This window comes from Streptomyces sp. NBC_01571, assembly GCF_026339875.1.
Taxonomy (GTDB): Bacteria; Actinomycetota; Actinomycetes; order Streptomycetales; family Streptomycetaceae; genus Streptomyces.
This window is the reverse complement of the sequence record NZ_JAPEPZ010000002.1, coordinates 330,415-342,506: the sequence shown is the minus strand read 5'-3', so window position 1 is coordinate 342,506 and position 12,092 is coordinate 330,415. Positions and strand designations below refer to the sequence as shown.

9 protein-coding genes are annotated in these 12,092 nt (G+C 71.9%); 5 read left to right on the top strand and 4 right to left on the bottom strand.

Going from position 1 to position 12,092, the window contains the following annotated elements; all coding sequences use genetic code 11:
- Positions 1-280 precede the first annotated feature (280 nt).
- Entirely contained in the window at positions 281-628 is a 348-nt protein-coding gene (locus tag OHB41_RS44725; RefSeq protein ID WP_266707257.1) for a PRC-barrel domain containing protein, read from the top strand.
- 237 nt (positions 629-865) lie between these two features.
- Positions 866-2,107, top strand: a complete 1,242-nt coding sequence (locus OHB41_RS44720; RefSeq protein WP_266707255.1) for an NAD(P)/FAD-dependent oxidoreductase — start codon at positions 866-868, stop codon at positions 2,105-2,107.
- 283 nt (positions 2,108-2,390) lie between these two features.
- On the opposite strand, the gene ligA is transcribed toward OHB41_RS44720, so the two are convergent.
- Entirely contained in the window at positions 2,391-4,568 is a 2,178-nt protein-coding gene (gene ligA / locus OHB41_RS44715) for an NAD-dependent DNA ligase LigA (RefSeq protein WP_266707253.1), read from the bottom strand.
- Positions 4,569-4,880: 312 nt separating this feature from the next.
- On the opposite strand from ligA, the gene OHB41_RS44710 reads away from it, so the two are divergent.
- Both OHB41_RS44710 and fusA read left to right on the top strand, forming a co-directional pair.
- A complete protein-coding gene (locus tag OHB41_RS44710; protein WP_266707251.1) occupies positions 4,881-5,624 on the top strand; it encodes an alpha/beta hydrolase in 744 nt (247 codons plus the stop codon).
- A gap of 608 nt (positions 5,625-6,232) precedes the next feature.
- Positions 6,233-8,344 carry an elongation factor G gene (gene fusA / locus OHB41_RS44705; RefSeq protein WP_266708343.1) on the top strand — a complete coding sequence of 704 codons (2,112 nt, stop codon included), beginning with the start codon at positions 6,233-6,235 and terminating at the stop codon, positions 8,342-8,344.
- A 442-nt stretch (positions 8,345-8,786) separates the two neighbouring features.
- Here fusA and OHB41_RS44700 read toward each other — a convergent pair whose 3' ends face one another.
- The 3 genes from OHB41_RS44700 to OHB41_RS44690 all read right to left on the bottom strand — a co-directional run bounded on the left by OHB41_RS44700 (position 8,787) and on the right by OHB41_RS44690 (position 10,999).
- A complete protein-coding gene (locus tag OHB41_RS44700) occupies positions 8,787-9,668 on the bottom strand; it encodes an RNA polymerase sigma factor SigF (RefSeq protein WP_266707249.1) in 882 nt (293 codons plus the stop codon).
- Between the two features lie 517 nt (positions 9,669-10,185).
- Complete coding sequence (locus OHB41_RS44695) at positions 10,186-10,761, bottom strand: Dps family protein (protein ID WP_266707247.1); 576 nt, start codon at positions 10,759-10,761, stop codon at positions 10,186-10,188.
- Positions 10,762-10,828: 67 nt separating this feature from the next.
- Positions 10,829-10,999 carry a hydrophobic protein gene (locus OHB41_RS44690; RefSeq protein WP_266707245.1) on the bottom strand — a complete coding sequence of 57 codons (171 nt, stop codon included), beginning with the start codon at positions 10,997-10,999 and terminating at the stop codon, positions 10,829-10,831.
- A gap of 712 nt (positions 11,000-11,711) precedes the next feature.
- Here OHB41_RS44690 and OHB41_RS44685 point away from each other — a divergent pair.
- On the top strand, positions 11,712-12,041 hold the full coding sequence (locus tag OHB41_RS44685) for a hypothetical protein (protein ID WP_266707243.1): 330 nt from the start codon (positions 11,712-11,714) through the stop codon (positions 12,039-12,041).
- The last annotated feature ends 51 nt before the right edge of the window (positions 12,042-12,092 follow it).

The window sequence follows — 12,092 nt, the reverse complement described above, 5'->3', positions numbered from 1 at the left end:
GGCCACGGCGCATCACGGTGGGGAATTCCATGGGCCGAACGGAAAAGGTCCGGAGCAGTGGTTGAAATTCGGATTTCCCCGCCGGGATCTGTCTTCCGCGGAATATGTGTCGGAGCCGGAGAAGAGGACACCCGGTCCTTCGAGCGCGCACCACACAGAATGCGCGCCCGCACCGAACACGCAGCCGCACAGAAGACGCAGCCGCACGGAACACGCACCCGCACGGAACGCGGACCCGGAGAGAACACGGATCCGCGCGGACAAGTGGAAGGACTTCTTCGTGAACGAGAACCTGTGGGCCTACGCTCCGACCGCCGGTCACACCCCGGACGCCGATCTGACCGGATACCGGGTGGACGCGAGCGACGGCCACATCGGCAAGGTCGACAAGCACTCCGACGAGGTCGGTTCTCAGTACATCGTCGTCGACACCGGCATCTGGATCTTCGGCAAGGAAGTGCTGCTGCCGGCCGGGACGATCACCGCGATCAGCCACGAAGACAAGACCGTCCATGTCTCCCGGACCAAGGACGAGATCAAGGCGGCGCCGGAGTTCGACAAGGAGAAGCACCTCGGCGACCCGCACTACCGCGACCAGCTGGGCGGCCATTACGGGTCCGGTCACTGACACCGCTTCCGCGCAGACACTCCTACGCCGGTGCCGCCCCCTCCTCGGAGGCGGCACCGGCGTCTGCGTCGACCCGGACCGCCTCGGCCGGCCGTGCGAAGGAGTGATCCACGCCCTTCCGCATCCGGACGGGCGGCGCGACGGGTAGACCGGTTCAGGAGAGCGCGGGGTCGTGCCACCAGGGCCGTGTGTCCGGACACCCCGCGCCGACGCAGCCGCTCAGCGAAGGAGAGCCTCATGGCCACCACCCGCGGTGTGCCCGACGTGCTGGTGGTCGGCGCCGGTCTCGCCGGTCTGGCCTGCGCCCACGACCTCGCCCTTGCCGGATTCGGCGTCCGGGTCCTGGAGGCGTCGGACGGCGTCGGCGGACGCATGCGCTCGGACCGCCACGAGGGGTTCGTGCTCGACCGCGGTTTCCAGGTGTTCAACACTTCCTATCCGCAGGTCCGACGCCGCCTTCCACTGCGCGAACTGCGGCTGCGGCCGTTCACCCCCGGGTTCCTCGTGCACACCGACGACGGTGTGCTGCGCTTCGGCGACCCGACCCGGAAACCGCACCGGCTCGGTGATCTGCGCCCCGGGCGGTTCGCGGGGAGCCGGGACCTGCTCGCCCTGGGCGTCCTGTCGGCCCGCGACATGGTCGCTCCGGTCCGCTCGCCGGACCGCGGCGACGACCGGACGACGCGCACCGCGCTGGCGGATGCCGGGTTCTCCGAGGAGTTCGTCGAGAGGTTCTTCCGTCCGTTCCTCTCCGGGGTGTTCCTGGAGGACGAGCTGGAGACCTCCAGCCGGGTCTTCCACCTGGTCTGGCGCAGCATGCTGCGCGGCACCCTGTGCCTGCCTTCCGAGGGCATCGGGGCGGTGCCGCGGCTGCTCGCCGCCGCACTGCCGCCGGACGCCGTGAGCCTCGACACCCCGGTGGCCCGGCTGACGGGCACCGGGGTCGCCCTGGCCACGGGCGGCGAAATGCCCGCGCGGGCGGTGGTGGTGGCGACCGGCCCCGGCCCGGCGACCACGCTGCTGCCGGGGCTGGACGCGCCCGCCTGTCGGGTGGTGACGACGTACTACCACGCCGCGACGCATTCCCCGCTGGCCGAACCCACCCTTCTGACGGACGTGCGAAGGAGGTTCCTCAACACCTGCGTTCTCAGCGAGGTGGTGCCCGGCTACGCCCCCGCCGGCGGGGCGCTGATCGCCACGTCCGTGCTCGGCGGCGACCACGAGGGCCGCGAGAACGAGGTCCGCGGGGCACTCTCCGAGGTGTACGGGACCGACGCGGGCGCGTGGCAGCTCCTGAGCGCTCGCACCGTGCCCGACGCGCTGCCTGCCATGCCGCCACCGCACCCGCTGAGCCGCACCGCCCGGTTCGCTCCGGGCCGGTACGTGTGCGGCGACCACCGCGCCACCGGGTCCGTCCAGGGGGCACTGGCCTCGGGCGCACGCGCGGCCCGCGCGGTGGCGCGGGACCTGGCGTCGTAGGCCTGAGGCGCGCCGCCGGGCCGCGGATCGGCATGAGAGAGCCCCGGCTGGACGGGGGAGACCAGCCGGGGCCGTGTGCGGTGGCCGGCGGAGGGCAGTCGCCTCTCGGCGGAGGGCTCCATGGGGCTTCAGCCGGACGATCGTCCCCATGGGCTTCGGGTAGGGCCCGGGGACACTGTCCCCTCCGCAGCCACACACGGACCAACGGCCGGACGGCGCGCGTTGTTCCCGGCCCGTCCCCGTCACCGCTGTGAGGTGCGGAACACGAGCGGACGCGGCCTCCTCAGCCGAGGAAGTCGGCGACGAGCGATGCGAACTCCTCGGGGGCGGCCAGACGGACACCGAGATCCTCGGCCTTGGCGCGCTTGGACCCGGCGTTGGCCCCCGCGACGACCAGGGTGGTCTTCTTGGAGACGCTGGAGGAGGAGCGGCCACCGGCGCGTTCGATGAGCTCGTTCATCTGGTTGCGGCTGAGCTTTTCGAGGGCGCCGGTCATCGCGCCGGTGACGACGACCGTCATCCCGGCCAGTGGACCGCCGGCCGGCTCGCCCGCCCCGCCGGCCGGCTCGCCCGCCCCGCCGGCCGGCTCGCCCGCCCCGCCGGCCGGCGTGCCCTCCTCGTCGGCGGTCGTGTCCGCGTCGGTGGTGTCGCCGGTGTCGGTCGCGGGGGCCGGCGGAGTGGCGCCCGGTTCGGTCATGTTGACCCCGGCGGCGCTGAGTCTGTCGATGAGCGGGGCCAGTTCGGCGAGCTCGGCGACGATGGACGGCGCCTTCTCGGTGCCGATGCCCTCGACCTGCTGCAGTGTCTCGGCGTCGGCGGCGCGGATGAGGTCCATGGTGGCGAAGTACCGTGCGATACGACGGGACATGGAGCGACCGGTGCCGCGGACACCGAGCGCGCACAACACCCGTGACAACGGCTGTCCCTTGGCCGCGGCGATCGCGGCGAGGAGATTGTCGGTACTGGTCTCACCCATCCGCTCCAGGCCCAGGAGCTGTTCGCGGGTGAGAGCGAACAGATCGGCGAGGTCGGCGACCAGGCCGGCCTCGACGAGCTGGACGACACGGGTGGAGCCGAGTCCCTCGATGTCGAGCTGGTCGCGCCCGGCCGCGTAGGAGAGGGCGGCGACCAGGTGGCAGTTGCGGCCGTTCGCACAACGCCAGCGCTGCTCGCCGGTGTCGATGGCGGACCCGCACCGCGGACACGCCTCGGGGAAGACGATCGGTTCCTCTTCGCCGCTGCGCAGATGGGCGACCGGGGCTTCGACACGGGGGATGACGTCACCGGCCCGGTGCACCATGACGTGGTCGCCCAGGCGCAGATCGCGGCGGGTGATGTCCGCCGGATTGTGGAGTGTGGCGTACGTGATGGTGGAACCGTCGATCTCGACCGGCTCCAGGACGGCGCGCGGGGCGATGATGCCGGTGCGGCCCACGTTCCACTCCACCCCCAGCAGCCGGGTGATCTTCTCGACCGCGGGCAGCTTGTAGGCGATGGCCCAGCGCGGGGCACGCGTACCCGACCCGGCGGCCCGCTGGTCCGCGGCCAGGTCGGCCTTGATCACGATTCCGTCGATCCCGAAGGGCAATTCGGCTCGCAGCGCCGCGATCTCCTTGACGCGGGCGAGGACCTGCTCGGCGGTGCCGGCGGTGATGCCGGGCACCGCGGTGGTGGCGGTGGTGCTCACCCCGTAGGCGCCGGTCTGCGCCATGAGGTCGCTGTGCGCCAGCTCCGCCAGGCGCTCCGCGAGGGCGCTGTCCGTGCCGGGCAGCGGCAGCAGGCCGTATCCGAAGAAGCTCATCGGCACGGTGTAGGCGCGGTCCTTGGCACGCAGGGTGCCCGCCGCCGCGTTGCGCGGGTTCGCGAACGGCTGCCCGCCGTGCTGGGTGCGCACCTCGTTGGCGTACTCGAACTGGGCGGTGGACATCAGGACTTCACCGCGCACCTCCACCGTGACCGGCTCGGTGAGCTCCCGTGGCAGGCCCTCGACGGTGCCGATGGCGTGCGAGACGTCCTCCCCGGCCGTCCCGTCGCCCCGGGTGATGAGTCTCTCCAGACGGCCGCGGGTGTAGCGGGCGGCGATCGCGAGTCCGTCGAGCTTCGGCTCCACGCTGAAACGAGTGGCGTCGTGGCCGATCCGGCGGGCCAGCGACGTGGTCCACGCGGTGAACTCCTCGGCCGAGAAGACGTTGTCCAGGCTCAGCATCGCCACCGTGTGCGGGACGTCGCCTTCCACGGCGCCGCCGGCGACCTTGCCCGACGGTGAGTCGGGCAGCACCTCCTCGGGGTGCTCGGCCTCCCACGCCGCGATGCCGCGCACCAGCCGGTCGTAGGCGTCGTCGTCCAGTACCGAAGTGCCGCCCGTGTAGTAGGCGGCCGACGCCCGCACCGCGTCCTCGACCGCCTGCGCGTAGGCGACGGCATCCACGATCACTGCAGCTGGTGTTGTCATACCCGTCATCCTGCACGCCACCACTGACAACGCCCTCGTACGACCGTCGTCCGCCGGGTGCTCGGCGGAGAGCCCCGGCGGAGAGCGTGAGGACGGCGCGAGGACCCGGCGGCCCGGCACGACCTCGAGCGTCCGGAAGCCGACCTGGACGTCTGATCCCACGCCGGCCCCGGCCCCGCGCGAGGACCCTGGCCGCAGGGACGAGGGGGATGTTCACGTGGGGATGACCAATCCGCGCGGCGCCCGGCGACGGATGATGCGGGGGGGGCGACGGGACAGCGTGTCCGTCGGCGGGCGGACCGGGCCACAGGAAGAGGTGCGATGGACAGCCGTACGCAGAGGACGCCCCTGGGCGCGCCGGGTCGACGGCCGGCCGGGGACCGTCCGGCCCTGGTGCCGCTCCGTCACCGGGGTCCGGCGAGCGCGGCCGTGCTCGTCCTGCACGGAGGCAGGGCCGACAGCCTGGCGCCCTCACGGCCCTGGCACGTGGCGGCGCTGCGCATGCGGCCCGTCGCCCGGGCCGTCGCCGCGGCGGTGCCGGACGGCGAGGTGTTCCTCGGCAGGGTCCGCTACCGCCACCGGGGATGGAACGGTTCCCGCGCCGACCCGGTCCAGGACGCCCGGCAGGCCCTGACCGAGCTCACCCGGCTCGTCGGGGAGGTGCCCGTGATCCTCGTGGGCCATTCCATGGGAGGCCGCACCGCGCTGCGCGTCGCCGACGCACCTCAGGTCAGGGGAGTGGTGGCGCTCGCCCCCTGGTGCCCGGAGGGCGAACCGGTGGCCCACCTGCGGGACCGGGAGGTGATCGTGCTCCACGGCGACCGGGACCGGGTCACCGATCCACACGCGTCCGTGTCGTTCGTACACCGTGCCCGGGACGCCGGTTCGCACGCCGGTGTCCTCCTGGTGAAGGCCGGGGACCACGCCATGCTCCGGCGGTGCGGAACCTGGCACCGGGCCACGGCGGCGGCGGTCGCCGGACTGCTGACGTCCGGCGGCCCGGCCGGTCCGGCCGACGGACTGCTCGCCACCGCACTGTCGGCGTCCGGCGTGGGCGTGCTCTGACGCGAGCCGTGAACCGTGAACCGTAGGGTCTCGATCGGTACGGCGCGGGCGGCGACCCGCAGGCCCCGACCCGAGGTCCCCGGGCCGTGCGCCGCGACCTGTCTAGCTGCGGCAGCCGAAGTACCCGGTGATGTGTTGGGGTTGGGGCGGCGGGGGGTTGGGGCGGCGCACGAAAAACCCGATGCCCCGACCCCTGCGGATTCCCTACACTCGCCACACATCGCGCGCCGGAAGCGGAGCCGCGAGCACAGCCGACGGCAGACCTGCCGACCCGGCCGCGGCTCCGCGGGACATCGTGGCGCGCGCCGTCACGAACCGAGGGGAGCCGAGCCGTGCGTCACCGCATCGCTGTCGTCGTTCCCCCCACGCGGTACGAGGTGATCCTCGTGTCCACGTGGACCCGGTGCCTGCCGCGCGGCCCGCACCGGTCTTCCGCGACGAACTCCTGACCTCTGCCCGTCCGTTGTCGGATCGGCCGGCTCCGTACGCCCTGACGCGCGGGTGCCGTCCGCTCCGCCCTGCCAGGGGTCCCTTCACGGTCCGACCACGGGCCGCTTCGTCCGGCAATCGCGCCGTTCCGTTCCGGATCGTCCCGAAAGGCCGTGGCCGTGCGCACCGACCTGCACCGTCATCCCGAGAATCCACCGACCGCCGTCCGCAACCTGGGCATCCTCGCCCACGTCGACGCCGGCAAGACCACCCTCACCGAGCGGATCCTGTACGTCACCGGGACCACGCACAAGCGCGGTGAGGTCCACGACGGCACGACCGTCACCGACTTCGACCCGCAGGAGCGCGACCGTGGCATCACCATCTTCGCCGCGGCCGTCAGTTGCGCCTGGGACGGCCACCGCATCAACCTGATCGACACCCCGGGCCACGTCGACTTCTCCGACGAGGTGGCGCGTTCGCTGCGGGTTCTCGACGGGGCCGTCGCGGTGTTCGACGCCGTCGCCGGAGTGGAACCGCAGAGCGAGTCGGTGTGGCGGCAGGCGGACCGGTACGGCGTGCCGAGGATCGCCTTCGTCAACAAGCTGGACCGTGCCGGTGCCGACCTCGACGCGGCGGTCGAGTCGATCCGGGAGCGGCTGCATCCGGCCCCGCTGGTCGTCCAGCTGCCGATCGGTACGGAGTCCGGCTTCACCGGCGTGGTGGACCTGCCGCGCATGCGGTCGCTCGTCTGGACCGACGGCCGCGACACGGCCGAGGAAGGTCCTGTGCCGGAGACACTGCGCGCCGAGGCGGACCGCCGTCGAGGACTCCTGGAGGAAGCGGTGGCGGAACTCCATCCCGCCGCGCTGGAGGAGTTCTGCGCCGAGGGGAGCGTCTCCGCACCGACCCTGGTCGCCGCGTTGCGCGACCTGACCCGGTCCGGTGACGGCGTCGTCGTGCTGTGCGGATCGGCCTACCGCAATCGCGGCATCGAACCGCTGCTCGACGCGGTCGTGGCCTACCTGCCCTCGCCGCTGGACGTGCCCGCGGTGCGCGGCACCCGAGGCGGCGTGGAACAGGAACGGGCCGCCGACCCGCGGGCACCGTTCGCGGCCCTGGTGTTCAAGGTGAACGCCACCAACACGGGACGGCTGACGTACCTGCGTGTCTATTCGGGAACGATCGGGAAGGGAGAGACGGTGTGGGAGTCGGGCGCGCGGCGCGTCGAGCGGATCGGCCGGATCCTGCGGGTCCAGGCCGACCGTCACGCCCCACTGGAACGGGCGGTGGCCGGTGACATCGTCGCGGTGGTCGGGCTGAAGTCGGCCCGCGCCGGGTCGACGCTGACCGCACCCGGGGCCACCTTGGTGCTCGAACCGCCGGCGGTCGCAGAACCCGTCGTCTCCGTGGCGATCGAGGCCGGCGGGGACACCGATGCGGACCGCCTGGTGCCGGCGTTGGCGCGACTGGCCGAGGAGGATCCCTCGCTGGTCGTCCGCACCGACCCCGAGACCGGTCAGACGGTGCTGTCGGGCATGGGAGAACTGCATCTGGAGGTGGCGGTGGAGAAGATCCGGCGCGCGCACGGGCTGGACGTCCACGTCGGCAGACCGAGGGTGGCCTACCGGGAGACCGTCGTCCGCGGGGTGTCCGGGCTGGTCCACCGGCACGTCAAGCAGGACGGCGGCGCGGGCCAGTTCGCCCATGTCGTCATCGACGTGGAGCCGCTGGAGGCCGCCCGGGACCCCCTCGGTGACCTCGCCGACGACGGCGCGACACGGTTCGGGTTCCGCTCGGCCGTGGTCGGCGGCCGGGTACCGCAGGAGTACGTCCGTGCGGTGGAGGCAGGTTGCCGGGACGCGCTGGCCGAGGGGCCGCTCGGCGGCAATCCGGTGACCGGGGTGCGGGTCGTCCTGACCGACGGAGCGATCCATCCGAAGGACTCCTCGGAGATGGCGTTCCGCACGGCCGGCCGGCTCGCGCTGCGGGAGGCGTTGCGGGCCTGCGCGATGGTGCTGCTGGAACCGGTGGTCGACCTCACGGTCACCGTGCCCGACGACGCCGTGGGCGGGGTGCTCGGCGACCTCGCGGCACGCCGCGGACAGGTCTCGGGCTCCGTCACGCGTGCGGGCGCCGTGGTGATCAGTGCCGTCGTGCCGCTGGCCGAACTGTTCGGCTACGCGACGCGGCTGCGCAGCCGGACCCGGGGCCGCGGGGTCTTCACCACCCGGCCCGCCGGCTACGCGCCGGCGCCGAGCACGGCGTTCCAGGGGACACCGACCCGGTGACCCACGGGACACCGACCCGGTGACCTGTACGTGGATCCGTTCGCATCCGGACCGGTTCCGCACATGCCGGTCCCGCCCGTGCCCGGGCGGGACCGGTGGCAGGATCGCCGCGCAACGCGGCGCGCGTCCGAAGTCCTGTGCATGCTTCGACCCGAACTGCTGTGCGTGCTTCCATTCGAGGTCCTGTGCATGCTTCGAATCGACCGGGGCAGACGGAACCACGGACCGCTCGAGGAAGCCCACCCCCCTGGCGACCTCGAGCCCACGGCCCCGCCCGCAGTCATCCCCCCCGACTGCGGGCGGGGCCGCGTTGCGTGCGGCAGCGCGGCCGCCGAGTCCGAGGCACCCGGATACGCGTCATGGCGGGGGCTGCTGCCCGAACCGGAGTTCCGGTTCGGGCAGCAGCCCCCGCCATGAGGGATCCAGGACGGTGTCCGGTGTGTCAGGCGACCGACGGATCGAGCAGCCCGCTGCGCAGACGCTTCAGGATGCGGGTGATCAGACGCGAGACGTGCATCTGCGAGATGCCGAGCTCCTCGCCGATCTGGGCCTGGGTGCGCTCCTCGACGAAACGCATGTGGATGATGCGGCGCTGACGGTCGTCGAGGCCGGCGATCAGCGGCGCCAGGGAGTTGAAGTCCTCGACCAGTTCGAGCGCGGGGTCGTCCTCGCCGATGAAGTCCGCCAGGACACTCTCCCCGTCCGTGCCGTTGTCGGCCGTGAGCGCGGCGTCCAGGGACGAGGAGTTGTAGCCGTTGGAGGCCTTTCGGGCCTCGATGACCTCTTCCTCGGAGAGGGACATCAGCGCGGACAGCTCGCGCGTGGTCGGGGTCCGGCCCAGGCGGGTGCGCAGCTCCTCGGTCGCCTTGGCCAGCTCGATACGGGCCTCCTGCAGACGCCGGGGCACGTGGACGGCCCAGCTGGTGTCGCGGAAGAAGCGCTTGATCTCACCGACGATGTAGGGGACGGCGAAGGACGTGAACTCGACCTCGCGGGTGAGCTCGAAGCGGTCGATCGCCTTGATGAGCCCGATCGTGCCGACCTGGACGATGTCCTCCATCTCGTCCTGGTTGCGGCTGCGGAAGCGGGCGGCCGCGTACCGCACGAGGGAGAGGTTCATCTCTATGAGCGTGTTGCGCGCGTACTGGTACTCGTGGGTGCCTTCCTCCAGCACGGCGAGCCGGTCGAAGAACTGACGCGACAGGGTGCGCGCGTCCTTCGGGCTGACCTTGAGAGGCTCGTTGATCAGAGGGAGTGCCTCCCCCTCGACCGTCACCGCATGCCGTGCCGTGTCCGTTGCCATCGCTGCCGTCACGGCTGCCATGCGATCCACCCCAAATCGTCCGAAGGAACTGAAGACAGGGCTCGTCTGCCCTGCCTCATGCGGGTCATGCCGGCACACCCCGATATTTTTGGAACTTGTTCGTTCGAGGTGCGTCGACGCCGGCTCACGCGTTCCTTCCCGTCGGACAGGCCTTGCGGATGCACCCTGTTTCGGCGGTCGGCGGTCGGCGGTCGGCGGTCGGCGGTCGGCGGTCGGCGGTCGGCGGGCCGGGCGCACCAGTGCTTGCGTAACCCGGCCTCCGGGGTGATCGAGTGGACACTGGCCGGCCCACATCCGGTGCGCCCCGACCAGTGCGGCGGTAGCGGTCCGTTCCTGGTCCACTTCGTGTCGGACCTCGTCCGCGTCCACACCGGCGCGTGGGGCACCACCGTACGCAGCTGCGTCGCCCCGTGTGACCCGAGTCACCGCGCGCCCGCCGCCAGGCATCGGGCAAGGGCGAAGGCCCGGACCCGGCGCGCGGGTCCGGGCCTTCGCCCGGAGGGGTGTCCACCGGCGGTTACCGCTGCTTCTCGCCGCTCCGCTCGGCCAGCTGCGCCGCCTGACGTTCCGTCTGTGCGGTGGCGTTCGCCAGAGTCCCGCCAGAGCTTTCGAGGTGGGCGCGCACGAACCACTGGAACTGCTCCAGAGACCGCAGCTGTCCGATGAGGAGGTCCTCGGTCACCGGATCGATCTTGCCGATCTCGGCGACGGCCGCGCGGTGCTCCTCGATGATCCCCGTGTAGACCAGGTCGAGGGCGCCGAGATGGGCGATCGCGTCCGCCCGGCCGACGCTGTAGTCGTCCCAGGTGCGCTCGGCCACCAGGGCCCCCGGAGTGCCATGGGGCACCCCGCCGAGGGCGGAGACGCGCTCGGCGGCGTCATCGGCCATGCCCCGTACCGACTCCACCTGCGGGTCGAGCATTTCGTGCACGGCGATGAAATGCGGGCCCACGACGTTCCAGTGAATGTGCTTCAGGGTGAGGGAAAGGTCGTTGAGGGCGTGCAGCCGTGTACGGAGCAGATCGATGATCCTGCCGCCGTCGCTCGTGCTGATTCCGGGAATCGTGTAGTTCGGGGTTGTCGAAGATGCCATGATTTTATTCTTTCTTTCGCGTCGTATTCCCTGCGGGAGTTCTTTGGATGCCGCGTCGACGGCGTGGCTACCAGCGATACCGACGTCCACGGCGGCCTGTGGCCGCCCCGGGGCGTACCACGGAACCGAGCGGCCGGACGGCCGGCACAATGACAGCGATCCACCACGGGCCCTGGACGGCGAAGCCGGCGCCGAAAAGCACAAGAGCGAGCAGAAGAACCACGATCAGGGGAACCATCGGTATCGACCTCCAGGACTTCAGGTGCCCCGGTTCCCTTGGGTCACACATTCCCCTGGGGCCTACTCGCCCCGATTGCGCCAATACCAGATCGCGCCCGCGGCGAGCGCGAGGAACGAGGCGAGGGGCAGGATCAGGCCCGGGATACGGGCCGCGATCACGACGCTGCTCCGACCGTGAGGCGGTCCGGAGCGGCCGGGGTGTGTGCCATGGGCGTCTGCTTTCGATGAACTGATGGCCGGTGCGGCGCGTCACAGCGAGGGGAACGGGCGGAACGGTACGCGCCGGCCCGATCGGCGGGGGCTCAATGATGGCCTCGGAACGCGCCGTCGGGACCCGTCCGGAAGGGCTGGACTTGTGTGCTGCGGCTCCTCGCGGCCCGGCCCAGACGTCATTCGAACGGCTGAACGACTTTCCGGTGACTGGCTCGTTGTCCTGTCGTGAGCATCGTCGATGCGGAGAAGAGGAACCGATGAGCCGACACCGCAAGGGGCGCAGGCACCGCACGGTGAACATGACGCCGCGTCCGGTCGGACGGGCCGGTGCGCCGCGCGCTGTGCCGCCGTCGACGGCCGGTCGTGAGGAAGTGGCGGCCGGTCGCGGGACGCCGCCGGCCGACCGTGGGGCGCGGGTGGCCGGTCATGAGGAACCGGCAGCAGGTCGCGGGGCACCGAACGCCGGTCGCGAGGCGCCGGCGACCGGGGACGAGGGCATGCCGACGGCCGCCCGTACCCCGCTTCCCGAACAGAGTCAGGGGGACGAGGACCATCCCGCCGTCCTGCGCAGAGTGCGGGAGAGCGGACTGAGCCGTCATGCGGTGCGTACGTGGGAGCAGTTGGCGAGCGCCGGCGCGAAGGGGTCCGGCCTGGACGAACTCTGCGCGGCCGTCGGCTTCCAGGAGGCCACCGTCCTGCGGCATCTGAAGGGACTGGCCGACCAGGGGCTCGTCGTGCGGGAGGAGACCGTCTGGCGGGCGGCCGGTGCGGGCCGGGAGCCGGGAGCGCCGGAGCGCGAAGAGGCGCCCGAGCCCGTCGTCTCCTAGGGATTCGTCAGGGCGCGCTCGACGAAGGTGCCTTCTTCGCCGAGCGCGCCC